Below are 26,863 nucleotides of genomic sequence, written 5' to 3' on the forward strand. Positions count from 1 at the left end.
TCAGGCGACCGGGATCAGTCCATGGGCTTCAGTCGATTGGCGCAGTGCCGATGAGCTTTTCCATGGGGGCAATGTCGCAGCGGGTACGGCAGTGGTGGAGTCTGCACGCGGGGGCGCGATTCTTCGTGACCCTGGCCGTGATCAGCCTCGTTCCGGTGCTGGCACTGGGCACGGTGATGGCTACGCAGTACCGGACCGAGCTGCGTGACCGCGGGGTGGCACAGGGCCGCCTGCAGGCGGCGCTCATCTCCCGCCTGATCACCGACACGCAGCTCGACTCGGTGACGCTGAAGAACGGTGTCACCGTGATCGAGCGCAGCCGGCTGGACCGGCTGGCCGACACCCAGGTGGACAGCGGTGTCATCACCCGCTTCCGGCTGCGGGGGCCCGACCTGCGCATCGTCTACAGCTCGGACGGCTCCGGACTACGGTACGGCCCGGCGATCGGTGACAGCACCGACCTCGACGGTCAGTCGGCTGCCGACGTGCTGACGGCGCTGAAGGGTGATCCGATCGCCTCGATCGTCACGACCACCCGGTCCGACCAGAAGCTAGAGGTGATCGAGGCGTTCGCGCCTCTGTACAACGTCCGTACGCATGTCCTGATCGGTGTCCTGCAGGCCGAGTTGCCGTACGCGCCGATCGCCGCCCAGATGAACTCCGGCCTGCACCGGTTGTATCTGGCCCTGGGTACCGGGCTGCTCACCCTCTACCTGGTGCTGGCGTCCCTGGTCTGGTGGTTCACTCGTGAACTGGCCCGTACCGCGGCGCGGTTCGAGCATCAGGCGCTGCACGACGCGCTCACCGACCTCCCCAACAAGGCCCTGTTCGCCGACCGCATCTCGCAGACCGCGACCCTCGTGGAACGGGGTGGCGGCATCCATCTCGGCCCCGGGCGAAGGGGTGGTGGCGCGGCCGTCGTGCTGTTCAACCTCGACGGTTTCCGTGACATCAACGAGGCGATCGGTCCGGTCAACGGCGACACCGTGCTGACGACAGTGGCCCAGCGCCTGCGCGACACCGTACGTGCGGTGGACACCGTGGCCGGTCTGGGGGGTGACCTGTACGGCCTGATCCTGGCCGGGGTCGAGAAGCCGGACCAGATCGAGGCCGCGGCGGGGCGGATCAACAAGGCGGTCGAGCAGGACATCATCCTCGACGACGTCGACGTACCGGTACGGGTGACCGGCAGCATGGGAGTCGTCTTCATGCCGAAGAACGGCACCAACGCCGAGGTGCTGCTCGACCGCGCCGACGTGGCGCTGCACGTGGCCAAGACCTCCCACAGCAAACTGGTCTGCTACGACGACGAGCAGAACAACTACAGCCCGGACCGGCTCGCGATGATCGGGCAGCTGCGCGCCGCCATCGACAACGACGAGCTGCGCCTGCACTACCAGCCCAAGATCGACCAGCCGGACGGTCATGTCACCTGCATCGAGGCACTGGTTCGCTGGCAGCACCCGGACCGGGGCCTGCTCTCCCCCGACCAGTTCGTGCCGCTCGCTGAGCAGACCGGATTGATCGACGACCTGACCCGCTGGGTGCTCACGACCGCTCTGCGCCAGCTCACGCTGTGGCGACAGCTGCGGGACGACTTGTCCGTCGCCGTCAACATCTCCGAGCGCAGTCTGAACCATCTGGACCTGCCGCAGATGGTCTTCGACGCACTGGCCGAGACCGGTGCCAGACCCGGCGCGCTGATGCTGGAGATCACCGAGGCCGCGCTGACCTCCGACCCGGAACGGGCCGGCGTGGTGATGCAGCACCTGTCGGGGGCCGGGGTGCGACTGAGCCTGGACGACTTCGGTGAGGGCTTCACCAATCTGGGCACCCTGGCCGAGCTGCCGCTGAACGAGCTGAAGATCGACAGGATCTTCGTACAGGACATGCTCAACGGACCGAACGACGCCGCGATCGTGCGGTCGGTGGTCGAGCTCGGGCACAACCTCAACCTCCAGGTCGTGGCCGAGGGGGTGGAGACCGCGGAAATCCTGGTGGCGCTCAACGAACTGGGTGTGAACGCGGCGCAAGGGTACTTCTTCACGCCGCCTCTGCCGTCCGCCGAGATCATGGACTGGATCAGCGCGAACTCACCGGTCAACGAGGCCCAGGACAGCCAGGACCAACCACCGCCGCAGTAGCGGACCGGGGGTGCCAGGATGGGCCTCATGAGTGACAGCGTGCCTGCAGACTCCTCCGAGCCCACCTCTGCCCCGGGCATCCGGATCGGTCATGTCGAGCGGTTGTCCGCGATGGAGGCGCTGAAGCGGCATTACGGGGCCGGGCGGATCAACTCCCTGGAATACGAGAAGCGCTCGGTGCTGGCGGAGAAGGCGCAGTACGAGTCGGAGCTGGACGAGCTCTTCACCGACCTGCCCCTGCCTCATTCGGTCGCGCCGGGTTCACCGGCCGACCCCGGCGCGAGCGCTTCCTCGTCCCCGGTTGGACCCTCTGGTTCGCCACCAGTCGTCGAGACCCTCACCCCGGGCGCCCCGCCCGTCGAGCCGGACCTCGGGCCGGCCCGGGTGCCGAGCCGTGGGGTGCTCAATATCGCGGAGCCGTACGCGACCACGATCGTGTCGATCACGCCGATACTGGCGGTGATCCTGTTCTTCGTGACCGGGACGTGGATCTGGTTCCTCGCCATCCCGATCGTGGCGTTGCTCGTCTACGGTCCTGACGGACGCGAAGGCACCGGTCCCGAGGCTGCGCGCCGGCGGGAACGGGAGAAGTAACGGGGTTCTTCAGTTACTACGTTCGCGATGGGTCGTGAGGCGGTTGCGCAGCGTTCCGGCGAACGACTCGGCGATACGTAACTGGCCCCGCAGAGCGTCGCAGCGGGCATCGGCGGCGACTCGGTACATGGCGAGGCGCTCGACCGTCTGGTCATGGCCCTCGTCCTCGGTGTCCGTGTCATCGAGCTTGTCGAGTACGCCGAGCAGATCGCGCATCTCGTCGAGGCTGAACCCGAGCGGTTTCATGTCCTTGACCAGCTGGAGCCGGGCGACGTCCGCTTCCAGGTACAGCCGGAAACCGCCCTGGCTTCGCGCCGAGGGGGCGATCAGACCGACTTCTTCGTAGTAGCGGATCGTGCGCAGGGAGAGTCCGACACGCTCGGCCACCTCGCCGATATGCATCGTGGGCTCCGCCATCTCTCCCCTTCACGCCGTCCTTTTGATCCTGCCGACCAGCCGCGACGCGTCAGTTTACGCAAGCTCTCCGGAGCCGCGCTGGCCGTATGCCAGATCTGCACTGAGAGCACGCTGAGAGACACTCACGTGGCGCAACACCTGGCCGGGGTCCCTGCCGAACAGAACGGCCCGTAAACCTTCCGCCCGGTCAGAGTTGAAAGATCATTCGGTTTCGTGAGGTGAGTCCCCGCACATCACGCAGCCTGCCTTGCAGCACGTTCTGGCCGACCGCAAAGAGGCCGGGAGCAACTCTGGACGAGTCGTTCCCAGCCTCTTGGTCGGCTGCTGGTGCCTTACAGCGGGGTGCCGAACGTCTGGGTCCAGTAGGGCGAGCCGTTTCCGACTGCGTAGCCCAGGCCCATCTCGGTGTAGGTGCAGTTGAGGATGTTCGCCTTGTGCCCGGCGGAGTTCATCCAGGAATCCATCACGTCGGCGGGGGTCTGCTGGCCCATCGCGATGTTCTCGGCAGCGGCGCCGAACTTGTAGCCCGCGTCGGACATGCGGTCGAACGGGCTGCGGCCGTCCTGGCTGTTGTGGTCGAAGTAGTTGTTCTTCGCCATGTCTTCGCTGTGGCTCTGCGCGGCCGCGGTCAGCTTGGAGTTCAGCTTGAGCGCCTTGCAACCGGCGGCGGCACGCTTGGTGTTGACGATCGAGAGCACCTTCTGAGCCCTGGTGCCACCCGTACCACCACCACTTGAGGACGTCGTGGTCGTCGTGGTGGTCGGCTTACCGGCCGGGGTGCTCGGCTTCGACGTCGGCGTCTTGCTCGGCGTCGCCGTCGGCTTGGTGGTCGGCGTCTTCTTCTTGTTGTTGATCGTCAGCGAGTACGTGGCCACCTTGGCGCTCTTGCCCGACTGCGAGGTGAGCACGCTGACCGTGTATTTGCCGTTGGGAAGCGACGTCGTCTTGAGACGCAGCGCGTAGGGCGCCTTCTCATCCTTCACGACCACACGCTTCTTACCGTCGACCACGAAAACAACCAGGCTGCCGGCCTTTACCTGCTTCGGCCCTTTGATCGTGTAGACGCCACTGACCGTGCCCAGGTTCTTCGGCGCGGCCGAGACCGCCGCGGCCGACTGCGTCGACTCCGGCGTGGGCGCGGTGGTCGACGAGGTGGACGGTGTGGCGCCGGCGTCGAAGTTGGCGGACGCGAGCTTCGTGTTCGACTCGTTCTTCGACCCGAACAGCGACGGCCCGACGAACACTGCCAGGAGCGCGATCAGGGTCAGCGGAGCCAGGACGAAGATGGCGTTCCTCGTCCAGTTCGATGACTGACTGTGCATGAGGACAAGACTCCCAAACGTGCTCGCAGCGGTTGTTCCATTTTCGAAGTTAGCACCGGCACAGTGCAGTGAAAATGCAGCAAACTGCCCCTGACCTCGTCACCTGCACTGTTCCGGCGAGGCTTAACACAGGCTTGGTGATGGCTTGTGGCCCTGCCGACCGGCCCACGCCTCCGGGCCGGCACTTACCGATGCGTACCTGCCGTAATGATTCCCGCCAACTGTCGAACTACTTTGCTGTTCTCACGCACTGGCCGACCTCACGCACTGGCCGACCTCAGCGCTGGCCGGCCTAGGACGCTGGCCGGATCATCAGGTCGTCCGACGCGGTGTCGCGCAGTCGGACCAGGGTCGGCGCATACATGGTGCTCTTGATCCGTCCCAGTGCCTCGCCCGCCTTGGGAGCAAGGTCGGCCGCGCACTTCACCGCTGAGGACAACACCTCGTTCTCCGCCACAATCTGGTCGACGATGTCCCGATCGTGCGCCTCCGGCCCGCCGTAGCGTTTTCCCGATGTCATGGCCTCGTGCGCGGCTTGAGGCGTGAGACGGGCCTGGATCAGTGCGGCCATGGCCCGGGTGAACGGAATGCCCAGGTCCACCTCCGGCAGACAGAACCAGCCGCGGTCGGCACGCATGACCCGGAAGTCATGCGCGAGAGTCAGCATGGCCCCCGCCGCGAACGCATGCCCCTGCACGGCCGCGACCGTCGGGACCGGAAGTTCGAGCAACTTCGCGAACAGTTCGTGGACCGCGACCACGTAGTCGACGAACTGCTGGTCGTCCCGATTCCGCAGCCAGTCGAGATCGAGCCCGTTCGAGTAGATCTTGCCCGTGCCCGTGGTCACCAGCGCGCGGGGACCGTCAGCATGGGCAACCTCTCCGAGCGCACCGCTCACCTCGGCCATCCAGTCGGGACGGAAACGGTTCTCGTCGTCGCCGAGGTCGAGTACGAAGACTTCGCCGGTGCGGGTCAGGCTGGGCATCGTCGGGACTTCTCCTCATTGGCCGGTGAAATCGGGGCTGCGACGTTCAGAGAACGCAGTGACCGCCTCGATCAGGTCTTCCGAGGACAGGAACGCCGCATTCCAGGCCGCCACTTGCTTGAGTCCGATTTGCACCCTACTCGCACGCTCCGCGTCAAGGACCTGTTTCACCCCCTGAACCGCCAACGGCGGATTCTTCGCCACCTCATCAGCGAACTCGCGGGCGGTGTCGAGCACCTCGTCCGGCCCCGGCAACACCCGGTTCACCAGACCGATCCGCTCAGCCCAGGCAGCATCCACGTCTTTACCGGTCAGGGCCAGTTCCCGGAAGTGACCGTCACCGATGATGGCCGGAAGACGTTGCAGACTGCCGAGGTCCGCAACCATCGCCATCCGCACCTCACGCACGCTGAATCGCGCTTCCGAACTGGCATAACGCACGTCACATGCCGCAATCACGTCGACCCCGCCACCGATGCACCAGCCACTTACCGCCGCCACCACTGGTTTACGGCACTCCGCGATTGCGGTTACGGCGTCTTGCATGACGCGGATCTCGTCGTGCAACCTGGTGCGGGGACCGGCCAGTCCGGGGGCGCCGTTGAACAGGCCCTGCCAGCGTTGGCCGAAGGCAATGAGGTCGAGGCCGTACGAGAAGCTTCCACCGCTTCCGGTGAGTACCACCGCGCGGATCGTCTCATCCCTGTCCAGCTCCGCGAACACCCGCGGTACCTCAGCCCAGAAGTCCGGCCCCAGCAGATTCCCTTTGCCCGGCCCGATCAGAGTCACCTCGGCCACGTGTCCTACCGACTCCGGTAACTCGGCTGTCCCTGAGGACCCGGCTGGCTCTGAAGACCTGACTGGCTCGGGGGACCCGACTGACCTTGGCGACCCGACTGGCTCTAGGGACCCGACTGACCCCGGGGACCCGACTGACCCCGAAGAATCGGCTCCCCCCGAGGACTCGACTGCCCCTGGCCGCCCGGGTCCTCCGGCTTCCCGACCGCCGCGCGGCAATGGTCGAACAGTCTTTACCGCGCCATCAGCGCTTTCCTGTCCCAGACCGGCTCCGGCATCCCCCAGCCTCCGCACGTCCAGCGACACCAACGGTTTGCCCGGGATTTCGTACTGCACAGCCGGTCGAGCGTGCTTCACCTGGTCGGTCATCTGCTCCTGCTCCCGCCATCGGAATCTGGAACTATCGGTCAAGTCGGCACAGGCCACTGTAAACCTGCTGCACAGGGGACGCCTCAGAACGGCGGTTCTCCATACCGGTCCTTCTCCTCTTCTATCTTCTTTCCCACCTTCTCCGCACCTCGCAACTTCCCGGCACGACGGTTGCGACGCTCCGTCCGGTCGTTCACCCACCGGATGTCACGCCCCCAGCGAGCAAGCCGCAAAGCGACACGTTGCGCCGAACTCGTCGTATCGGGCCGGCTTCTCTGGCGTCGTTCCCCGATCTGCTCCCCACCGGGTTTCTCGCCGGCGGACCCTTCAGGCTCTCCGGATCGTTCAGCCCGACCCTTCGCCGACCGGGCTCGTATCGGGAGTCCCCATCGTTCATCTCCCGGCAGAGGATCTGGCACAGAGGGATACTCAATACCCGCCGGACTCGTCCAGATAACAGTTCCCACCGGATAATCTTCATGCGCCGAACACCGCCGAACCTTCCATCCCCCAAATGTTTTCAGTCGATGATGTCGGCGACAGGCCGGATGCAGGTTGCAAACGCACGACAGACCGCCCTTCCCGAAGGGAACAATATGATCGATGTCGCACCTGCTCGCGGGTATGGTGCACCCCGGGTGAGTGCAACTCTGGTAGCGCGCCACCACGAGATCGGTCAGGTGTTGACCAGGCTTGTAGCGCTTCGCCGCCGCCGACTGATGCATGGCATCGCCACATTTGGTCAACCCGGAGTGACCCCTAGGACCGGTAGACCGCGAGCTGGAGCCGTGAGGCCGCGGTGTCGACCCGTCGGGACGAGATGCTGACCGCTCAGACTGGACTTGACCGCGCTGCTTCCCAGCCCAACCGTCGACCCTGTCCTTGCGCGGGGCCCCAGTCTCTGCCTCTGCTCCGGTCCTGGCCTTTTCTCCTGTCCCTCCCCCTGCCCCTGCCTTGGCCTCTGCCCCGTCCTTGGTTGCTGCTCTCGTCCCGCCCTTGATTCCTTTCTTGCCATCGGTTTCTGCCCTGTCGTCAGCTCCTCTTTCCCGGTCGCCCTTGCGGGATTCCCTCTCCTGGCGTTCGCTCCTTTCCATCGGATACAGAAGCGTGACTCGCTCGGCAGCGAAAGCGATCTTCCGTGCAAGGTCAGCCGGAACCGCCCCGTAACCCATTAACAGACCAGGCTCTTCGCTCAGTCCGAACAGAGCGGCATCTGTCATGGTGATGACAAGTTGCGGCCCCCGAGCACTCCCAGTTCGCGGTGACCGCCTCCACCAACCGAGGACTTGCCCCTTTCCGACCCGACTCAGACCGAACTCAGCCAACTGCCGATCCTGCTCAGCCTCTTGCGCCTCGACCATCTCTTCCAGATCTCCGGGAGGATCCTCATCGCTCATTTCCTGGCCGGTGATAGACCCGTCCGCGTTGGAGGAATCATCAAGGAATTCGGACTGCGGACCACCATCGGCCCGTTCGGCACCGGCACGGTCGGTCCAAGACCCGTTTGTTATCGAATCATCATCTGATGAAACGTGATTCAGCAAACTTTCATCCGACGAGTTATCAGTCTCCGAACTGTTCCCTGACGAACTGCCAGTGCGTGATTCACTCCCTGCTGGACCATCAACGCGCGAGCTGCTCCCCGACGGATCACTCCCCGGTGAAGCGTGCACCGGCGAACCGCCGGCCCGCCAACCATCGGTTCCCTCGCTGTCAGCTGTACCGCAGGAAGAGTCGGACCTGTAAGAACTCCCGGAAGTCTGCCTCTTCGAGCACTTTTCCAAGTCCGCCTCTTCATCGGACCGCCGAGGATCCCGAACCAGAGGAATCTCGACACCGGCAGCAGCGGCCTCGAACAGTGCGGCCATGGCATCGGCTCGACGCTGCTCATGGGTTCGCGGATCAGGAGCACCGTTGTCCAACGCCTCGTCGCGGCATGAGTCCGCCATGACATCAAGAAATCCGTCGATCACCTGGGCCACGTCGGCTGGGAAAATGCCATGAAGAGCCGCCATGCCGTCAGGCAATGCCTCGAATCTCACTTCCCGGCCCTGCTTCGCCCGTCGATGGCGGGCATTGGCACCATCCGGATCCAATGACGTCAGCAGATCCTCGATGAATCGCTTCAGCTGGGGCGCCGTCTTACGGGGAGCCTCGATCCTCAGAACGGCCTGAACCACATGCCACTCGGGGCATCCGGGCACGAACCAGGTAGGATCGGCCAAGGGGTGATGCAACCGGTCGCAGATCATCTTGGCCCGATACCAATCAAGTTCACCCGATCGCACCAGGTCGAGGATGTCCGGCAGATTTCGCTGGAGCCGCACCGCCGAGTTCACTGTGCTGCTCGCCCATGGTCGCGAGACACGAAGCAAGGGTGCGATCTCGGCAGAAACCTGGCTGCACGCACTGATCACCGAGGCCGAGTCTGCATCCCGATCGATCGCATCCTCGCCGAGTGAGTCAGGACCTCCATCTGTGTCACCACCGGACTCACTATCCGGATCCGCCGCGCCAAGGTCTGCATGACTCGAATCACTACGATCGTTGTTGCGCGAAGGCCGTGGAGAGGGATCTCCACCCATCGAACCTCCGCTCTGAGACTTGCAGATCGCCGGACTCGTGCGATCAACCATCTGCACCATGGAGAGCGCCTGTACCGCTTGCAACTGACGTACGAGGGTCTCGCACTCCGTGACCTGAATCAATGGACCAGGATCCAAAAGGGCGCCTCCAAGACGGCTGTTCAGAAGTCTCGTGACCGTCTTGAGGACAACGTGAAGAGCCTCGACGTCAGGCAGCCCTTCAACAACACCTTCCAAAGGCTCGGCGCCCATTGGGTAAACCCCCATTCAGCAATGGTTTTATCCATCCCCCGACCTCGCTGCCACGATGCTAACCCGCCCCACCGACAATCTTGGTCGAGCCCGGCGATCCAGCCGCAAGCATCCGCACATCCGGAATTCCGGCACAAGTCGGTGTCGAGATTCGGGTGTGAGGATGTGCTGCGGTCCGCCCAAGATTGTCGGTGGGGTGAGGCAGGATGGACTCATGACGGAAGTTCGGAGCGTCGGGAGGGCACAGATGGCAACGAGTCGTGCGGGGAACCAGGACACGGAGCACGATCGCGATCCGGTGACAGACCTGCGGCGCATCGCGTTCCTGCTGGAGCGATCACTCGCGTCGTCCTACCGGGTCAAGGCTTTCCGGGGCGCTGCCTCATCCCTCCTGGCCCAGAACCCCGAAGAAATCCGAGGGGCAGCGGCAGCGGGCAAGCTGACCTCGCTGAAAGGTGTGGGCGAGAAGACAGCAGCGGTGATCGAGCAGTCGCTGGCAGGCCAGGTGCCGGATTACCTGTCCAACCTCGAAAAAGAAGCCGAAACGCCGCTGGCGACCGGCGGCGAAGAGCTTAGGGCAGCGCTGAAGGGTGACTGCCATACACATTCAGACTGGTCTGACGGTGGATCACCGCCGGCCGAGATGGCCTGGACAGCGAAGGAACTCGGTCATGACTACATGGTTCTCACCGATCACTCACCACGCCTGAAAGTAGCGAACGGCCTCACCGCCGAACGCCTGCACCAGCAACTGGACATCATCGAAGTGATCAATCAGCAGCTAGCCCCTTTCCGGATGCTTACCGGCATCGAGGTCGATATCCTCGAAGACGGATCCCTCGACCAGGATCCAAAACTGCTGGCCCGCCTCGACATCGTGGTGGCCAGCGTGCATTCTAAACTTGCGATGCCGGCCAAGGCCATGACGCGACGGATGCTCATGGCGATCGAAAACCCGAACACCGACATCCTGGGCCATTGCACCGGCCGCATGGTCAAACCCCGCGAAGGACGAAATCCTCTGGGGCGAGCCGAATCCGAGTTCGATGCAGCTGCCGTTTTCGCGGCCTGCCAGGAACATTCGACCGCAGTCGAGATCAACAGCCGCCCGGAAAGGCTCGATCCCCCTCGTCGCCTGCTACGTCAGGCGGTGCAGGCAGGTTGCCTGTTCGCCATCGATACCGACGCGCATGCCCCTGGGCAACTCGACTGGCAGATTATCGGCACCTCACGCGCGGCAGAGTGCGGGGTCCCAACCGATCGCGTTATCAATACCTGGAACGTGGACGAACTGCTGACATGGACCGGGGCGTGACCGATACGTGGCTGCAGAAGAACATGGTTCGAGAATTTTGCGGTCACTGTCGGCCCACCCGCCGGCGAGGTGGCAGCGACGTAGTGGAGTGGCGATAGAGGACGAAGGAACAGCGGACGAGGTGAACGCGGAGAAGAACTCCGGGATCGCAGGTGAACCGCTACGGGGGCTGGGACGGGTCTCATGCTTCAGGACCAACAGGTCATCGGGTCTTGAGGGGCCACGCGGCGCGAACCGGACCGCATCATCACACGGAGGAACAGATGAGACCGCTGGGCCAGAGCAGACCCGACAGCACGAAGCGTGTGCTGCAGGAGCCGATGACTAGCCGTCTGCCCTTCCAGCTGAGCGCACCGTTCCAGCTGAGCACACCGTCAGCCGAGCGCGCTGTCCAAGCCGAGCGCGCTGTCCAAGCAGAACATGCCAGCAAAGCATAGAGACCCCGCCGGGAGTGACCCGCGCTGCGTCCCTGACACGCAGCCCGCATCCGCTCCCGACGGGGCATGAGAAAGCCTCTACCATCACCGGCTCCTTCGGCAACGAAGTTGGCAACAAAGCAGCAGAAGTTGTCAACTCGTGACGTGGAGATAGCGGTCACGCGAAGGCGGGGGCAGATTCGCCATAACAGAAAGGCCGCACATCACTACCCTGTGAAGTGGTCTCCTGGTTCCAGCAACTCCCTTACGCGCCGAGTGACGGGTCCGCAGCAGGTACTCGCGGGACCAGCGCCATGGGCAATCCGTGCTTGGGCCTTAGAGTCACCAGTGCCTCGACGACCGGCCGGGGAGCTCCGGCCGGACGACGCACGGCCCGGTCACGAAGCAGAGTGGCCAGCAGAAGCACCGCTTCGACCAGGGCGAAGTCGCGGCCGATACAAAGACGCGGTCCCGCCCCGAAGGGAAGATAGGCAGGATTACGGTCGCCGTGGCCCGAGCCGGAACGGGAACCGGAACCGGAGCCCGAGCCAGAGCCAGAGCCGGAATGGGAGCCCGAGCTGGAGCCGGAGCCGGCAGAACCAGAAACAGCATCGCTGTCGGACAGAAATCGTCCCGGATCGAATCGCTCGGGATCTGACCAGTTCTTGGCGCTGCGGTGCAGAAGCCAGGGACTGACGATGACGAGGGTTCCTTCGGGCACGTCGACGCCGTCGATGGTGTCGGCGCCGGCCGAACGCCGCGTGATCACCCAGGCCGGAGGGTAGAGGCGGAGCGCTTCGTCGACCACGGCGCGGGTGTAGGTGAGGTGGGGGATGTCTTTCCAGGCGGGAGGACGTCCGTTGAGCACCTGGTCGAGTTCGGCGTACAGACGTTCCTGGACCTCGGGGGCGTCGGCCAGCAGGTGCAGGATCCAGACCAGGCTGGACGCGACCGTCTCGTGGCCGGCGATGACCAGGGTGACCAGCTCGTCACGGATCTCCTGGTCGGTCATCCAGGGCCGGGAATCTGCGGCAGCTGGGTCGTCGGACCCGACGCCTGCCGCCCGGAGAAGCACGGCCAGCAGGTCGGTGTCTTCCGCCCGTACTCCCTGGGCCCGGCGGCGGTCGACGATACCGGCGGTGACCTGGTCGAGAGTTGCTACGGCAGAACGCATACGGCGGGCAGACAAGGTGGGGAGACGCGAGAGGGGGCCTGCGGCAAGAGGATTGGTCGCGCGGGCAATGACCTGGCGCAGAGCACGGTCCACGGCCCCGACCAGGTCGGAGCCGGCGTCGGACAGGTCGTCGGCGAAGAGCGTTCTTCCGACGACGGTGAGCATGGCCCGCATGATGGCCGCTTCGGCGTCGATCGGGGCGTAAGGGGCGGACTGATCCCAGTCATCGCGGAGTTGTTCACCGGCGACGACGGTGGAGACCGCCACCTGGTCCAGGCCACCGTGATGAAAGGCGGGCTGCATGATGCGACGGTGACGACGCCAGACCTCCCCGTCCGAGGTCAGGAGGCCGGAGCCGGTGACCAGGGAGAGCGCACCGTACTGGATGGTGGCCTTGGCGTAGTTGCGATGGTTGCGCTGCAGCACGTGCCTGGCCCCGGCCGGGGTGTTGACCAATAGCACCGGGGTCTTCGGCATCGGGAAAGCCACCAGGTCACCGTGCCGCTCGACCACCCGCTCCAACCAGGCCAGCGGGTTACGCATGATCGCGGGAACGCCGCGGATCATGTCGAGCGGTAGCGGTCCGTCAGCATCGAGCGAGGTGTAGCGCGCGTTGCGGCGAGGCGCGGCGGGCCGTGTTCCTGCGCCCCCGGAAGGCTCTGGCGAGAGCGAGCTCAGAGGTACAGCCCCGTCCGGTCGTCCTCCACACGGGGAGCCGCGACAGCGTGAATGTCACGCTCCCGCAGGAGGATGTACTGCTCGCCGTGCAGCTCGACCTCGGACAGGTCTTCGGGGTCGTAGAGCACCCGGTCACCGATCTGGACCTGCCGTACGTGCTGTCCGATGGCCACGACGGCCGACCAGGCCAGACGGCGGCCGACGGAAGCCGTGGCCGGGATGACGATGCCGGCGCTCGAGCGGCGTTCACCGGCCTCCTTGTCGATGGAGACAAGGAGGCGGTCGTTCAGCATGCGGATGGGCAGCTTGGTCGGGGAGCCCGGGGGAACTTCGGTGGAGAAGGAGCTCACCTCAGCCTCGGCCACGAATGAAGATCAGAGCACCGGCGACCACGACGAACGCACCGGCCACCGCCGCGACGCGCTCGCTGCGCAGCTCGCCCTCGGGGGTGTGGGTGACGGTCTGGAACCGGTCGGAGAGCGCAGCGGCACTTCGGCGCGCGATCTCCTTGGGCTGGGCCCGGGTGGTCAGCTCGTCGATCGTGGCGGCGAGGTGATCACGCCGCGCCTGGATCTGCAGCTCCAGCTCGGTGGGCGAACCGCTCGGCGCCTTGTCGGAGGAACCGGAACCGGCCGGCTTCTTCCCCCCGGACTTCTTGTCGCTCATGACAGCCTCTCGTCAGACCTTCAGGGCCTTGCGCAGCGAGGCGACGTGCCCCGTAGCCTTCACGTTGTACTTGGCCAGCTCGACCTTGCCCTCGGCGTCGATCACGATGGTGGACCGGATGACGCCGACAACGGTCTTGCCGTACAAACTCTTCTCGCCCCACGCGCCGTACGACTCAAGCACCTCGTGCCCGGGATCGGACAGGAGGGGAAACGTGATGGCGTCCCGCTCGACGAACTTGGCCAGTTTGGCAGGTTTGTCCGGCGAGATGCCGACCACGGCGAAGCCCTCGGCCTGCAGCGCGTCGAGGCTGTCGCGGAAGTCGCACGCCTGCTTGGTGCACCCCGGGGTCATCGCGGCCGGGTAGAAGTAGACGATGACGCGCCGACCGGCCAGGTCGGACAGCGAGACGGTCGACTCGTCGGCGGCGGTCAGGGTGAACGATGGTGCGGTGTCGCCGACCTCGAGCTTGGCCACGAAGAACTCCTCAATGCTGGTCAGCGGGTGTCACCCAGCCTACCGGGAGCCCGTACGAATACGGCGTCGCCCCGAAGGTCCGGCAACCTCTAGGCTGTCCTCAGCGCGCGAGTGGTGTAATTGGCAGCCACGCAGGATTTAGGTTCCTGTGCCTTCGGGCGTGGGGGTTCGAGTCCCCCCTCGCGCACTTCAGTGGTGTGCGCCGGCTGCTGCGGGATGTCAGCCAGCAGTACGTCGGCGGACCACCGGCAGACCGGCAGACGCGAGACCGGTACCCGGGTCAGGGCCACGGTCGCGTCGTCGATCGTCCAGGCGGCGGCGCTGCCGGCCTTCCCTTCGGGCACCCGGAACAGGCTTGTTCGAGGGAAGCGGACGGTAGCCCCATGAGTCGCCAGGAGCTTCAGATCGATCGGTGAGGTGTGACCGGCCACCACCGTGATCCGCTCGACAGTCTTCCACGCCGATCGATCATCAGCGCGTCGCCGTCGTGCGTGTAGGTCGGCGAAGAGGTCCGAGACCATCGCCGCGCCGACGGCGCTCCCGGACCGGTCGAAAGCCGACAGCCCGGGCGAGAACTGCTCGCCATACTGATGCTTCAGCTGCTCGGGGAGCGACATCGGTGGCCTCCTCGGACCCGGTCACGGTGGAGTTCGTTCGAAGGGCCGACGAAAGGCGCCGCTGAATGGTTGTTCTCGTAGCCGAGGAGCTTTCGCGGCTGCGCGACCGCATCGGACGTCCGTCGCTCGACCGCGCCCTGCGGATCCCGCAGGATCTCCGAGACCTCAGCTACGGGGTGCTCTTCCACGTACCGAAGCCCATGATGGCGCACTGCTTGACGGCCGGACCGGGCACTCACGCCGCCAGGAACATCCGCTCCAGCGCCCCTGGACCAGGTCGTCGGCCCGGTAGGCATCTCGGCACACGGCCATCTACTCGAACGGGAGCCCCCCGTGGATCTCCCTCACCTCTCTCCTTCAGGCCGTCACACTTGCCCTGGGCCCGCGTCTCGCAGGGCGAGACCGCGGCATCCACCTCTTGAGCGTCGTGAATTCGTCGCTTACTGTGGACGCAGGTCATGAGTACCAGCGCATAGCCCCGGCTTGCTGGTCGGCAACCCTCCTCCGCGGTGGGGTGCTCCGGGTGAAGACCTGGCGGCAACCAGATGGTTCGCCGCAAGCGCGGACCCGTTTTGCACCCGGGTCCCAGACCCGAGGAGCACTGCCATGTCCGCATCGTCGTCCTTCCGCAACACCCGGTACCGCCAGGCGAACCTGGGTGTCGCCACGCCGGCCGGTGGGATCTCCACCTTCACGCCGCCCGAGTCCGCCCGGGCCAGCGAGCCCACGACCACGGAGAGCACCCTGCAGATCACCGGTCCCAGCACGAGTACGACGACCCCGCCGACCGCAGCTCGTCTCCCGATCGGCCCGCTGCTGCCGGTGGTGGGCGGCAACCTGGCCGCTCCCCTGGCCGGCAACGGCACCGGGGGCCGCACGGCGCGGGCGGTCAACCTCGACTACGCCGCGAGCGCCCCTGCGCTGCAGGCCGTGGCCGACCACGTGGCCGAGGTGCTGCCGTACTACGCGAGCGTGCACCGCGGCGCCGGGTACGCCTCGCAGGTGAGCACGGCGCTGTACGAGAGCGCTCGGCAGACGATCGGTGCCTTCGTGGGGGCCCGCCCGGGTGACCTGACCGTTTTCACCCGCAACACCACCGACGCCCTGAACCTGCTGGCCGGTGCGGTGCCGCAGGACGGTCCGGGGGCCGGCGAGGTGGTGGTGCTGGACGTCGAGCACCACGCCAACCTGCTGCCCTGGACCGCCCGCCGTCATCGCCTGATCCCGACCGCGAGCACGGTGGCCGAGACCGTCGCCACGCTGGAGGCCACGCTGGCCGAACGCCCGGCCGCGCTGGTCGCGGTGACCGGGTGTAGCAACGTGACCGGAGAGATCCTGCCGATCGGCGAGATCGCCCGTATCGCCCACGCGCACGGCGCCCGTGTCGTGGTGGACGGCGCCCAGCTGGTGCCCCACCGCCGGGTCGACATCGCCGCGCTGGACGTGGACTACATCGCCTTCTCCGGTCACAAGATCTACGCGCCGTTCGGTTCCGGCGTGCTCATCGGCCGTTCCGACTGGCTCGACGCCGCGCAGCCGCACCTGGCCGGCGGAGGGGCCGTGCGCTCGGTCGACGCGCAGGGCCAGGCCGTGTGGACCACGGGGGTCGCCCGGCACGAGGGTGGTACCCCGAACGTGCTCGGCGCCGCTGCCCTGGCCGCGGCCTGCCGGGCGATCGCCGATCTGCCCGAGGGCGCGGTCGAGGAGCACGAGGCGGCTCTGTCCGCGCGGCTTCTCGACGGTCTGCAGGCGATCCCGGGTGTGCGGGTGCTCCGCGCCTGGTCGGACAGCACCGACCGGGTCGGTGTGGTCGGCTTCACCGTCGAGGGTCACGAGGCCGCGCGGGTGGCCGTCTACCTGTCGGCCGAGCACGGCGTCGGGGTGCGGGACGGCAAGTTCTGCGCCCACCCGCTGCTGAACCGTCTCGGTGTCACCGGTGGTGCGTTGCGCGCCAGCCTGGGCCTGGGTTCCCGGAGCGACGACGTGGAGCGTCTGCTGCACGCCGTGCGCACCCTGGTCACCGAGGGGGAGAAGCTGCAGTACGAACAGATCGACGGAGCCTGGACGCCGGTGAACGACGACCGTCCGGCCCCGAGCTGGTCGACGTGGGGCGCTACCAACCCGGTCGACGGTACCTCGGAGTGCGGTTTCTGAGGTGAAGAAGAGGGGTCACCGGACGGTCACGCTGACGGTGTGCCAGCCGGTGGCCCCGTCCGGCGCGGGCGGGGCCTCATCGCCCGTCTGAACGGTGCCGTCGCCGTCCGTGGCCCGGACCTGGACCTGGTGTGACCCCTTCGGGGCGTCGTCCCAGGCGAAGTACCACTGGCGCCAGGTGTCGACGCTGTCCTCGGCCCCGAGGGTGGCCTTCTGCCAGACCCCACCGTCCACCCGGACCTCGACGCCGGTGATCCCGCGGTGCTCGGCCCAGGCGATCCCGGCCAGGGTGACCGTTCCGGCGTCCACCTTCTCGCCGTTGACGGGTACGTCGATGCGGGACCCGGTCTTCACCGGGCCCCGCTCCGACCAGCCCCGCGGCGTCCAGTAGCCCTCGGCCCGGTCGAAGCGGGTGACCTCGAGGTCGACCACCCACTTGGTCGCGGAGACGTAGCCGTACAGCCCGGGCACGATCATGCGGACCGGGAAACCGTGTTCCAGCGGCAGCGGCTCGCCGTTCATGCCGATGGCCAGGATCGCGTCCCGGCCGTCGGTCAGGGTCTCGACCGGGGTCGACGCGGTCCAGCCGTCGGAGCTCGTGGAGAGCACCATGTCGGCGTCCTTGCTCACACCGGCCCGCTCGAGCAGAGGCTGGATCGGCAGGCCGATCCAGCGGGCGGTGCCGGTCAGGTCGCCACCGACCTCGTTGGACACACACATCAGGGTGAGATCCCGCTCGACCAGATCCCCGGCGATCAGTTCGGCCCAGGTCAGCGTGACCTCCTGCTCGACCAGGCCGTGGATGCGCAGTGACCAGTCCTCGGCCTTCAGCAACGGCACGCTCAGAGCCGTGTCGATGCGGTAGAAGTCGTCGTTCGGGGTGAGGAACGGTTCCATCCCCTTGACCCCGACCTCGACGCCGCTGCGGAGAGCCGGTGCCGGATCGGCGGGCACGGGCAGCTCGAGCGCGTCGCGGGAGGCCGTCGCACCCCGCAGCCGGGCACCCAGCCAGTTGCCGAGGGTGCCGGTCGCGATGCCCACGGCGAGCACCGAACCCAGACCGATCACGGTGCGGCGCCCGGCGATCAACGAGGCCGCGGTGCCGGGCTCGGCCCGGCCCCACTCCCGGATCACGCCGACGAGGCGCTGCAGCACGAACATGCCCGCCGCCGCCCCGATCAGGCTGGGCAGGGCTGCGAGCGCCGTGGACTCCGGCCGGGTGGCGGCTGCGAGCGCCGCGACGGCGCCGAGGGCGAGCACGAGCCAGGTGCCGGCCCGGCCGCGGAGGGCGAGGAGGCCGGCCAGGGCGCTGAGAAGGCCCGCGACCAGGTAGGCCACCGTCAGCAGGGCCACCTTGTCGTGGGTGCCGAACGTGCTGACCGCGAAGTTCTTCAGCCAGGGCGGCACGTTGGCCACCACGACGTCGCCGAGGGCCACGATCGGGGCGGAGGAGGGCGAGACCAGGCCGGCGATCACCTGGGCCAGGCCGAGCGCGAACACACCGGAGGCCAGACCGGCGCCGGCTGCGAGTAGTCGTCTGTTGCTGTTCATCTCAAGAGGTGAGCTTGCCCGATCCAGCTGTGCAATGCCACGAAACAGTCAGCCGCCGGGCCGGACCAGCCCACTCTCGTAGGCCGTCACCACCGCCTGGGCCCGGTCGCGCAGACCGAGCTTGCTGAGGATGCGCCCGACGTGCGTCTTCACCGTCTGCTCCCCCAGCACCAGGTGGGCCGCGATCTCGGCGTTGGACAGGCCGCCGGCGATCAGGGTGAGCACCTCGGTCTCGCGGGGCGTCAGGGCGTTGAGTCGCACGGACGGACGCGGGTCACCGGGTCGGCGGGCGAACTCCTCGATCAGTCGCCGGGTCACGGTGGGCGCGAGCAGGCCCTCGCCCGCGGCGACCACGCGGACGGCCTGGACCAGTTCGTCGCTGCGGGCATCCTTGAGCAGGAATCCGCTGGCTCCCGCGCGTAACGCCTCGAACACGTAGTCGTCCAGGTCGAACGTGGTGAGGATGAGGACCTTCGGGTGCCGGTCACCGGGCAGCGCCATGATGCGGCGGGTCGCCTCGATGCCGTCGAGGTGGGGCATACGGACGTCCATCAGGACGACGTCGGGCAGCATCACCCTGGTCACGTGGACGGCTTCGAGTCCGTCGGCGGCGGCGCCGACGACGTCCAGGTCGGGTTGCGCCGCCAGCAGCGCGGAGAATCCCTCGCGCACCATGGCCTGATCGTCCACGACCACGATCCGTGTCACTGGTCCGGTGTCTCTTCCTGGTCGCTCTGGTCGCTGGGTAGATGCAACCGCACGACGAATCCGTTCGGCGTCGGTCCGACCTCAATTCTGCCCCCGGCGGCCGCGGCCCGTTCACGCATGCCGACGATGCCGTGCCCGGTCTCCGGGGGATCGCCGACGGGGCCAGGCTCTCCGCTGGTCACGGTCAGGGTGACGTCGTGTTCGCCGGCCCGGGCCTCCAGACGCACGGGGGCTCCCCCGGCATGCCGGGTGGCATTGGCCAGGGCCTCCTGAGCGATGCGAAAGGCGGCCAGGGACTGTCCTTCCCGGAGCCCTGCGAAGTCACCGGTGATATCGGCGTCGAGCTGGACCCCGGCCCGGCGGGTGCTCTCCACCAGCTCGGGCAGCAGGTGCAGGCCCGGCTGCGGAGCCTCCGGGGCCGAGGAGTCCTCCCGCCGCAGCACGTTCAGGAGTGACCGGGTCTCGACCAGCGCCTTGCGAGCGGTCTCGGCGACGGACAGCAACTCCTCGCGGGCGGCGTCGCCCAGGTCGGGCACCCGGTACTGCGCGGTCTCGGCCTGCACCACGACCAGGGACATGTGGTGGGCGACGATGTCGTGCAGGTCGCGGGCCAGCTGGGCGCGCTCCTCCAGCACCCGGCGGCGGGCCCGTTCCTCCTCGCTCACCTGGGTCTGGGCCTGCAGATCCCGGCGGGCCCGCAGAAGGCGGCCGGTCAGTATCCCGAACAGGGCGATGGCGCCGAGCCCGACCACCCAGCCGCTGCGGGCGTTCGGCTGCACCCCCCAGTAGAAGAGCGACGAGGTCAGGACCCAGGTCCCGAGGGCGTCCCGGACGGAGTGCTGGGCGGCCGTGGAGAACAGCAGCACGAAGATGATCAGGCCCTGCACGATGAGCCACTGCCAGGGTGCGTCGTTCAGCACCGGCAGCGTGAACGCCAGGACGAAAGCCGTTGCCACACTGAACATCAGGGCGGGTAGCGGTCGGGCCACGACGAAGGCCAGGGGCGCGGCCACGATCAGCGCGACGAAGAACATCGGGCCGCGGCCCGTGGCGTGCAGGTCGTAAGTGGCCCCGGCGGAGCCGAAGGCGATCCAGAACATGGCGAAGGTGGCCACCAGCACGACGGGTTCAGGCCAGAGGCGTCTCCACTGCATGACCCGACCCTAGGTTCCCCCGCCCACCCCGTCGTCCCTCTGTGGAGTGACCCGTCGCAGGGGTGCATCCCACCGCGGTAGGGGGCCCGATCTGGCTCCCCAGCACGACGATCCTGCCCACCCCGGATTCCTATCTTCGCCCTCTGCCCCGCTGCCGGACGGTCCGGCCGCGTGGCCCGGAGGAGCCGTGACTCAGCGAATTCTCGCTGTTCTGGCCGGTGCGCTGGTGGTTTTCGGCATCGGTGGCTGGGGTCGAACAGTGGACGTCGAGGGGCCCGGGCAGTCGGGCGCCACTGCGGCGGTGCGAACCCTGGGCACGCCGGACGAGGTGCTCCCCGTGGGGTTCGCGCCCCACCCGGGTGGGTGTTCCTCTCCCATCGGTGGTTCCCCGTACGGGTTCACCGACGCCTGTGTGGTGCACGACCAGGGCTACGACCTGCTGCGGTACGCCGACGACCGGGGTGCGGCGCTGGGGCCCTGGGCCCGCAAGGCGGTCGACGCGCAGTTCGCCCGGCAGACGATGGCCGGCTGCCACGACCCCGGCTGCCGGCTGATGGCCCGGCTCTACAGCGGTGCGGTCCAGTTCAATTCCTGGCGACAGGGTTACGGGGTCCCTCGGCACGAGACGCCGTGGCAGCTGTTCGGGCCGGTCCTCGCCGGGCTGGCTGTCATGGCCGGGCTGCTGTCGCGGCGCGCGATACCCGGCCGCCTCCTCGTACCCGTTCGCGAGCACCACGGACAGCCGGCCACCCGATGAGGACCGTCACCGCTGCCGCCCTGCTCGTCCTGGTCCTGCCGCCGCGCCTGCTGCCCCACCCACTGGCCGTGGACATCCTCATCGGCATGGTCGCCCTGGTGCTCGGGTATGCCGCCGGAGCCCTGCTGGAACGACTGCCGCGGCTGGGCGCCCACCCTCGATCCGGACGCGTTCTCGCCCTGGGCCTGCTCGTCGTCGCCACACTACGCACCGGTTCCCGGCTGGACACGCTGAACGCATCCCTCGGGATCGCCGGTGGTTCCACCCCTCATGCCGTTCTCGCGGTGCTCGGCTCGGTCCTGGGCGCCGCGGTCGTCCTCCTGACCGTCCGGTCGCTGCGGAAGCTGTCCGGACGACGACTGGCCGTGGTGCTCTGCCTGCCCGTGCTCGCCGGGGCCCTGGTCGCCGCGCGATCCTCCTCGGACGGTCGGGAAGGAGCCGAGTTCCTTTCCGGGGCGCGAAATTCCGCCGACATCACCGCGGTCACACACCGTCCGGCCACCTCTCCCCGGCGTATTTATGTGATGCGCGGTTCGGCCGGGACGGTGGCCGACCGCGTCCGTCAAGCAGTCGGTCAAACAGTCGACCGAACGGGAACCATCACCCCGAAGGCGATCCTCATCGTCGTCCCCACCGGGTCGGGCTGGGTGAACCAACGGATGACCGCGAGCCTGGAAGAGCTGTACGACGGCGACCTGACCACGGTGGCCGTGCAGTACGCGTCCTCACCGAGCTGGCTGGCGTTCCTGCGGGGAGGTGAGGGGGTGCGCGAGACGGCGGCGGAGCTGATCGGGCAGATGCGGTCCCGGATCGACCGGCTGCCGGCCCGGCAGCGCCCCGATCTGCTGGTCTACGGCGAGAGCCTGGGGGCCTGGGGCGCCCTGCCCTGGCTGCATCAGGTGGACGCCGCGCTGCTGGTCGGAGTTCCGGGAGGTCATCAGGCCGTTGGACCCGGCCTGATGACGCTCAACCATGCCGACGACCCGGTTCCGGGCTGGCGACTACGGCTTTCCCCGGTGACGTTCTGGCGCTCGAACGCCGACGTGATCTCGTCGCAGAGCGTGCCGTTCGGTCACGGACACAGCTACGGCGGCCCGGAGACCGCCGCGGCCTGGTGCCAGGTGCTGATACTGCCTACGTGTTGAGTAACTTCGACAGATCGGCCGCCAGCGACCGGAACGCGTGGCCCCGGTGACTGATGGCGTTCTTCTGCTCGGGGGTGATCTGCGCGCTGCTGAGGGTGTTGCCCTCCGGCTCGTCCGGCACGAAGATCGGGTCGTAACCGAAACCGCCCGCGCCCCGCGGTTCCCGGATCAGGTGACCCGGCATCGTGCCGTGCCAGACCTGCTCCGTGCCGTCGGGCAGGGCCAGGGCCGCCGCACAGGCGAAGTGGGCGCGGCGGTGCTCGTCCGGCACGTCGCCGAGCTGGGCGAGCAGCAGCTGCAGGTTGGCCAGGTCGTCGCCGTGCCGGCCGGACCAGCGGGCGCTGAACACGCCGGGCGCACCGCCGAGCACGTCCACGGCCAGACCGGAGTCGTCGGCGATCGCCGGCAGCTGGGTCGCCTGCGCCACCGCGTGCGCCTTGAGCAGCGCGTTGGCCGCGAAGGTGACACCGGTCTCGACCACGTCGGCGACCTCCGGGAAGGAGTCCATGCCCAGCAACTCGGCCTCGACCCCCGCGTCGACGAGGATCTGCCGCAGTTCGGTCACCTTGCCGGCGTTGTGCGTGGCCAGCACCAGGCGGGTCACTTCGAGGCCTCCAGCGCCGCCTTCTGGATCAGCGCCAGCTCGGCGCACCCGGCCGCGCCCAGGTCGAGCAGGGTGTTCAGCTCGGCGCGGTCGAAGGGAGATCCCTCGGCCGTGCCCTGCACCTCGATGAACCGCCCGTCACCGCTGCAGACGATATTCATGTCGGTGCCCGCGTTGACGTCCTCGTCGTAACACAGGTCGAGCACCGGGCGGCCACCGACGATGCCGACGCTGACCGCGGCGACCGTGTCCTTCAGCGGCCGGGCGGTGGCGCTGCGCAGCAATTTCTTCGAGCGGGCGAACTCGACGGCGTCGGCCAGGGCCACGTAGGCGCCCGTGATGGCCGCGGTCCGGGTACCGCCGTCGGCCTGCAGCACGTCGCAGTCCAGCACCAGGGTGTTCTCACCGAGCGCGGAGGTGTCGATGATCGCGCGCAGGCTACGGCCGATCAGCCGGGAGATCTCGTGCGTACGGCCACCGACCTTGCCCTTGATCGACTCGCGGTCGCTGCGGGTGTTCGTCGCCCGCGGCAGCATCGCGTACTCGGCCGTCACCCAGCCCTGGCCGCTGCCCTTGCGCCAGCGCGGCACCCCCTCGGTGAACGACGCGGCGCACAGCACCCGGGTGCGCCCGAACTCCACCAGGACGCTGCCCTCGGCGTGATCGAGCCAGTTACGGGTGATCTTGATGTCGCGCAGCTGGTCGCTCGCGCGGCCGTCCACGCGGACGTCGGTCGTGGTGGTTGACATGTCCACGAGCCTACGGGCTGTGCCTCGTCCCCTATTGGACGCCCGACCCCTGCCGGACCGCGACCCGCTCGAGAAGGTACGACCCGCCCACCCGGGCCGCCTCGACCGGACCCACGTACGCGCTACGGGCCTCGCGCACCACGGTGTCCGCGTCGGTCCAGACCGGGATGTGGGTGAGCACGACACGCCGCGCTCCCGCCTCGGTGGCGGCCTCCCCGGCGCGCCGGCCGGTCAGGTGCACGCCCCGGGCCTCGTCGCGGCCCTCGATGAAGGACGCCTCGGAGAGGAACAGGTCCGCGCCCCGCGCCAGCTCGATCAGATTCGCGCAGGAATCGGTATCGCCGGAGTAGGCGACGACGGCACCGTCGTGCTCGATCCGCATGCCGAAGGCCGGGACCGGATGGTTGACGGTGCGCGTGGTGACGGTGAACGGCCCGATCCGGACCACCCCGCCGTCGGTGAACTCCCGCACGTCGTAGACCGAGGGCAGGTCGGCCTCGGCGTCGGGCCCGTAGGCGGCGAGCACCCGCCGGTCGGTACCGGCCGGCCCGTAGACCGGCAGCGGGGCCGCAGCCGCGCCCCGCGGGTGGTAGCGGCGAGAGACGTACAGGCCGCACAGGTCGATGAAATGGTCAGGATGCAGGTGCGAGATGAGCACCGCGTCCAGCGTGGAGGGGTCGGCGAACCGCTGCAGGGAGCCGAGGGCCCCACTGCCGAGATCCACGACGACACGCCACGTGCGTCCGTCCTCCTCGGCCTCGAGGAGATAGCTGGAGGCAGGTGAGTCAGGCCCCGGGAACGAGCCCGAGCACCCGACGATCGTGAGCCTCACCGTGGCCCTCCTGTCCTTCGCAGCGCTCCGTCGACACCGGTCATGGGAATCGAGCGTACGGCCGGGGAGCAGGCAATCCCATCCGAACTGCGAGTGACCCCCGCCTCTTCGTTAGAGTTGTCGTGTGTCGATCGCCCCTGTGGAACTCGAGAAACCGGACACGGTCGAACAACCGGACACCGATGTTCCCTGGATAACGCTCGTCTGGAACGACCCCGTCAACACCATGTCCTACGTGACCTACGTGTTCCAGTCGTACTTCGGCTACTCCAAGAGCAAGGCGGAGAAGCTGATGCACGACGTGCACGTGAAGGGGCGCGCGGTGGTCTCCAACGGCAGCCGCGAGGAGATGGAACGGGATACCGAGGCCATGCATGAGTTCGGCCTGTGGGCAACCTTCCGCAAGGACGACTGATGGCGCACCGCAAGGCTCCCTTCAAGCACTCCCGCGCCGGGGTCCAGGTGAACCTGGACGACCAGGAGCGCGAGATCCTCGTGCACCTGCTGGGCCAGCTGGACGAACTGCTCGACGACGGACGTCCCGCGGGCGAGGTGGACCCGCTGGAGGCCCTGGTCGGGATGCGGGGCTCCGCCGACGAGACCCCTCCCGTCACCCCCGAGGACCCGGCGCTCGCGCGGCTGCTGCCCGACGGCAACCGCGACGACCCGGAGGTCTCGTCCGAGTACCGCCGGCTGACCGAGTACGGGCTGCGCTCACGCAAGCGCTCCGGCGCCCGCACGGCCGCGAGCGCCCTGAACCGGCCGGCACCGGTCGTCCTCAGCAGCGAGGAGGCCCTGTCGCTGATGAAGGCCCTCACCGACGTGCGGCTGGTGCTCGGCGAACGGCTGGAGCTGAAGACCGACGAGGACGCCGAGGCCCTGCACCAGCGCCTGTGGGCCGGCGAGGAGGCGGAGTCCTGGATGGCCACGGCCTCGATCTACGAGGTGCTGACGGCCTGGCAGGAACACCTGGTCGTAGCGGTCTCCAAGAGACTCTGAGGCTTTCGTCGTCTTGACGATAAGAGGACCTGGGGATAGCGTCGTCCCATCGATAGCGTCAGATTGACGAAATGAGCGTAGCGATGAGCGTCCCCAGTTTTCGGCCCAGCCTGCTGACCGACCAGTACGAACTGACGATGGTGCAGGCCGCCCTCGCCAGCGGCGCTGCCCAACGGCGCTGCGTGTTCGAGGTCTTCGCCCGGCGACTGCCGGAGGGCCGGCGGTACGGCGTGGTGGCCGGCACCGGGCGCCTGCTCGAGCAGCTGTCGCAGTTCCGCTTCGGCGACGAGGAACTGGCCGACCTGGAGCGCCGTGGCGTGGTCGACGCGCCGACCCGGCGCTGGCTCGCGGACTACCGGTTCACCGGTGACATCACCGGATACGGCGAGGGCGAGTGCTACCTGCCCGGCTCACCGGTGATGACGGTGGAAGGCACCTTCGCCGAGGCGGTCCTGCTGGAGACGTTCGTGCTGTCGGTGCTCAACCACGACAGCGCGATCGCCGCCGCGGCCAGCCGGATGACCACCGCCGCGAACGGGCGTCCGTGCCTGGAGATGGGGCTGCGGCGCACCCACGAGGAGGCCGGCGTGGCCGCGGCCCGGGCCGCGTACATCGCCGGGTTCGCCGGCAGTAGCGTGCTGGCGGCCGGGGCGCGGTACGGCATCCCGACCATCGGGACCGCGGCGCACGCCTTCACCCTGCTGCACGACAGCGAGATCGAGGCGTTCCGGGCACAGGTCGCCTCGCTGGGGGTGGGCACCACCCTGCTGGTGGACACCTATGACGTGACCGCGGGTGTGGAGCACGCGATCGAGGCCGCCGGCCCGGAACTGGGTGCGGTGCGCCTGGATTCGGGTGATCTACTGGAGCAGGCCCAGGCCGTGCGGATCCAGCTGGACAAGCTGAACGCGACCGGGACGAAGATCGTGGTGACGAGCGACCTGGACGAGTTCGCGATCGCCGGCCTGGCCGCGGCACCGGTCGATTCCTACGGTGTGGGAACGCAGCTCGTCACCGGCTCGGGTGCCCCGACCGCCGGGATGGTCTACAAGCTGGTGGCCCGCGAGGGCGCCGACGGCAGGATGGTCCCGGTCGCGAAGAAGAGCGTGGCCAAGGCGAGCGTGGGCGGGCGCAAGTGGGCACTGCGGCGCCGCGACGCCCAGGGTGTGGCCGACCAGGAGCTGCTCGGCCTCGGCGGGCGGCCGACCGGTTCCCGCCCCGACGAGTACCGTTCGCTGCAGCGCACTCTCGTGTCGGGCGGGGAGGTCGTCGACACCTCCACGGTGGCCGACGCCCGGGCCCGGCACGAGCTCTCCCGCGCCGAACTGCCGGTGACGGCCCGCAAGTTGTCGCGCGGCGAGGCCGCGATCCCGACCGTGATGTTCTGAAGGAGTTTCAGGG

24 protein-coding genes, 1 tRNA gene, 1 pseudogene and 1 riboswitch are annotated in these 26,863 nt (G+C 67.8%); of the genes and pseudogenes, 11 read left to right on the plus strand and 15 right to left on the minus strand.

The genetic code is table 11. The features are described 5' to 3' along the window. Positions 1-62: 62 nt before the first annotated feature. Both QSK05_RS08050 and QSK05_RS08055 read left to right on the plus strand, forming a co-directional pair. Complete coding sequence (locus QSK05_RS08050; protein ID WP_285595545.1) at positions 63-2,144, plus strand: putative bifunctional diguanylate cyclase/phosphodiesterase; 2,082 nt, start codon at positions 63-65, stop codon at positions 2,142-2,144. Positions 2,145-2,171: 27 nt separating this feature from the next. Continuing rightward, the gene (locus QSK05_RS08055) at positions 2,172-2,738 is read left to right on the plus strand and encodes a DUF1707 SHOCT-like domain-containing protein (RefSeq protein WP_285595547.1); all 567 of its coding nucleotides are present in this window, start codon (positions 2,172-2,174) and stop codon (positions 2,736-2,738) included. A gap of 9 nt (positions 2,739-2,747) precedes the next feature. Here the strand turns inward: QSK05_RS08055 and QSK05_RS08060 are convergent, their stop codons facing one another. The 4 genes from QSK05_RS08060 to QSK05_RS08075 form a co-directional block, all read right to left on the minus strand. Then, positions 2,748-3,155, minus strand: a complete 408-nt coding sequence (locus QSK05_RS08060) for a MerR family transcriptional regulator (RefSeq protein ID WP_285595550.1) — start codon at positions 3,153-3,155, stop codon at positions 2,748-2,750. 332 nt (positions 3,156-3,487) lie between these two features. Further along, positions 3,488-4,477: a CAP domain-containing protein gene (locus QSK05_RS08065; RefSeq protein ID WP_285595551.1), complete on the minus strand. Its 990-nt coding sequence runs from the start codon at positions 4,475-4,477 to the stop codon at positions 3,488-3,490. Positions 4,478-4,769: 292 nt separating this feature from the next. Continuing rightward, positions 4,770-5,462, minus strand: a complete 693-nt coding sequence (locus QSK05_RS08070; RefSeq protein ID WP_285595554.1) for an enoyl-CoA hydratase-related protein — start codon at positions 5,460-5,462, stop codon at positions 4,770-4,772. 15 nt (positions 5,463-5,477) lie between these two features. Beyond that, positions 5,478-6,260, minus strand: a complete 783-nt coding sequence (locus QSK05_RS08075; protein ID WP_285595556.1) for a crotonase/enoyl-CoA hydratase family protein — start codon at positions 6,258-6,260, stop codon at positions 5,478-5,480. Between the two features lie 1,655 nt (positions 6,261-7,915). On the opposite strand from QSK05_RS08075, the gene QSK05_RS08080 reads away from it, so the two are divergent. Continuing rightward, positions 7,916-8,155, plus strand: a complete 240-nt coding sequence (locus QSK05_RS08080) for a hypothetical protein (RefSeq protein ID WP_285595558.1) — start codon at positions 7,916-7,918, stop codon at positions 8,153-8,155. A gap of 324 nt (positions 8,156-8,479) precedes the next feature. Here the strand turns inward: QSK05_RS08080 and QSK05_RS36270 are convergent. Next, positions 8,480-9,481: pseudogene (locus QSK05_RS36270) on the minus strand (DUF222 domain-containing protein); the annotation flags it as partial. A 232-nt stretch (positions 9,482-9,713) separates the two neighbouring features. Here QSK05_RS36270 and QSK05_RS08085 point away from each other — a divergent pair. Beyond that, complete coding sequence (locus tag QSK05_RS08085) at positions 9,714-10,781, plus strand: PHP domain-containing protein (protein WP_285595560.1); 1,068 nt, start codon at positions 9,714-9,716, stop codon at positions 10,779-10,781. Positions 10,782-11,462: 681 nt separating this feature from the next. Here the strand turns inward: QSK05_RS08085 and QSK05_RS08090 are convergent. The 4 genes from QSK05_RS08090 to bcp form a co-directional block, all read right to left on the minus strand. Beyond that, on the minus strand, positions 11,463-12,938 hold the full coding sequence (locus QSK05_RS08090) for a cytochrome P450 (protein WP_285595562.1): 1,476 nt from the start codon (positions 12,936-12,938) through the stop codon (positions 11,463-11,465). Positions 12,939-13,045: 107 nt separating this feature from the next. Next, complete coding sequence (locus QSK05_RS08095) at positions 13,046-13,342, minus strand: GroES family chaperonin (protein ID WP_352300697.1); 297 nt, start codon at positions 13,340-13,342, stop codon at positions 13,046-13,048. A 58-nt stretch (positions 13,343-13,400) separates the two neighbouring features. After that, positions 13,401-13,715: a DUF3618 domain-containing protein gene (locus tag QSK05_RS08100; RefSeq protein ID WP_285595566.1), complete on the minus strand. Its 315-nt coding sequence runs from the start codon at positions 13,713-13,715 to the stop codon at positions 13,401-13,403. Between the two features lie 12 nt (positions 13,716-13,727). Beyond that, on the minus strand, positions 13,728-14,192 hold the full coding sequence (gene bcp / locus QSK05_RS08105; RefSeq protein ID WP_231485027.1) for a thioredoxin-dependent thiol peroxidase: 465 nt from the start codon (positions 14,190-14,192) through the stop codon (positions 13,728-13,730). Between the two features lie 105 nt (positions 14,193-14,297). On the opposite strand from bcp, the gene QSK05_RS08110 reads away from it, so the two are divergent. Together QSK05_RS08110 and QSK05_RS08115 are read left to right on the plus strand one after the other, a co-directional pair. Further along, positions 14,298-14,379, plus strand: a tRNA-Leu gene (locus tag QSK05_RS08110). Between the two features lie 884 nt (positions 14,380-15,263). Continuing rightward, positions 15,264-15,377: riboswitch (SAM riboswitch) on the plus strand. A gap of 38 nt (positions 15,378-15,415) precedes the next feature. Then, positions 15,416-16,963, plus strand: a complete 1,548-nt coding sequence (locus QSK05_RS08115) for an aminotransferase class V-fold PLP-dependent enzyme (protein ID WP_285595571.1) — start codon at positions 15,416-15,418, stop codon at positions 16,961-16,963. A gap of 15 nt (positions 16,964-16,978) precedes the next feature. Here the strand turns inward: QSK05_RS08115 and QSK05_RS08120 are convergent, their stop codons facing one another. From QSK05_RS08120 to QSK05_RS08130, 3 genes are read right to left on the minus strand one after another with little or no spacing between them, the layout of a single operon-like run. Further along, positions 16,979-18,514, minus strand: coding sequence for a molybdopterin-dependent oxidoreductase (locus QSK05_RS08120; RefSeq protein ID WP_285595573.1), 1,536 nt, complete (start codon positions 18,512-18,514; stop codon positions 16,979-16,981). 48 nt (positions 18,515-18,562) lie between these two features. Then, positions 18,563-19,222: a response regulator gene (locus QSK05_RS08125; protein ID WP_285595574.1), complete on the minus strand. Its 660-nt coding sequence runs from the start codon at positions 19,220-19,222 to the stop codon at positions 18,563-18,565. After that, positions 19,219-20,376, minus strand: a complete 1,158-nt coding sequence (locus tag QSK05_RS08130) for a sensor histidine kinase (RefSeq protein WP_285595576.1) — start codon at positions 20,374-20,376, stop codon at positions 19,219-19,221. Before QSK05_RS08130 ends, QSK05_RS08125 begins: the two co-directional genes overlap by 4 nt. A 187-nt stretch (positions 20,377-20,563) precedes the next feature. On the opposite strand from QSK05_RS08130, the gene QSK05_RS08135 reads away from it, so the two are divergent. Both QSK05_RS08135 and QSK05_RS08140 read left to right on the plus strand, forming a co-directional pair. Beyond that, complete coding sequence (locus tag QSK05_RS08135) at positions 20,564-21,133, plus strand: hypothetical protein (protein ID WP_285595578.1); 570 nt, start codon at positions 20,564-20,566, stop codon at positions 21,131-21,133. Further along, on the plus strand, positions 21,130-22,278 hold the full coding sequence (locus tag QSK05_RS08140; RefSeq protein ID WP_285595580.1) for an alpha/beta-hydrolase family protein: 1,149 nt from the start codon (positions 21,130-21,132) through the stop codon (positions 22,276-22,278). The genes QSK05_RS08135 and QSK05_RS08140 overlap by 4 nt, the downstream gene beginning before the upstream one ends. Here QSK05_RS08140 and rdgB read toward each other — a convergent pair. Genes rdgB through QSK05_RS08155 form a run of 3 tightly spaced genes read right to left on the minus strand, consistent with a single transcriptional unit; the run spans position 22,268 to position 24,463 of the window. Further along, positions 22,268-22,882 carry an RdgB/HAM1 family non-canonical purine NTP pyrophosphatase gene (rdgB, locus tag QSK05_RS08145; protein WP_285595582.1) on the minus strand — a complete coding sequence of 205 codons (615 nt, stop codon included), beginning with the start codon at positions 22,880-22,882 and terminating at the stop codon, positions 22,268-22,270. The two genes, QSK05_RS08140 and rdgB, sit on opposite strands and share 11 nt — an antisense overlap. Beyond that, complete coding sequence (rph, locus tag QSK05_RS08150) at positions 22,879-23,631, minus strand: ribonuclease PH (protein ID WP_285595584.1); 753 nt, start codon at positions 23,629-23,631, stop codon at positions 22,879-22,881. Before rph ends, rdgB begins: the two co-directional genes overlap by 4 nt. A 31-nt stretch (positions 23,632-23,662) precedes the next feature. After that, on the minus strand, positions 23,663-24,463 hold the full coding sequence (locus tag QSK05_RS08155) for an MBL fold metallo-hydrolase (protein WP_285595587.1): 801 nt from the start codon (positions 24,461-24,463) through the stop codon (positions 23,663-23,665). A 124-nt stretch (positions 24,464-24,587) separates the two neighbouring features. Here QSK05_RS08155 and clpS point away from each other — a divergent pair, with 124 nt between their 5' ends. From clpS to QSK05_RS08170, 3 genes are all read left to right on the plus strand, one after another. Then, a complete protein-coding gene (clpS, locus tag QSK05_RS08160) occupies positions 24,588-24,878 on the plus strand; it encodes an ATP-dependent Clp protease adapter ClpS (RefSeq protein WP_285595589.1) in 291 nt (96 codons plus the stop codon). Next, the gene (locus tag QSK05_RS08165; RefSeq protein ID WP_285595591.1) at positions 24,878-25,462 is read left to right on the plus strand and encodes a DUF2017 domain-containing protein; all 585 of its coding nucleotides are present in this window, start codon (positions 24,878-24,880) and stop codon (positions 25,460-25,462) included. The genes clpS and QSK05_RS08165 overlap by 1 nt, the downstream gene beginning before the upstream one ends. 83 nt (positions 25,463-25,545) lie before the next feature. Next, a complete protein-coding gene (locus QSK05_RS08170) occupies positions 25,546-26,850 on the plus strand; it encodes a nicotinate phosphoribosyltransferase (RefSeq protein ID WP_285595593.1) in 1,305 nt (434 codons plus the stop codon). The last annotated feature ends 13 nt before the right edge of the window (positions 26,851-26,863 follow it).

Origin of the sequence: Kineosporia sp. NBRC 101731 (assembly GCF_030269305.1) — a bacterium.
GTDB lineage: Bacteria > Actinomycetota > Actinomycetes > Actinomycetales > Kineosporiaceae > Kineosporia.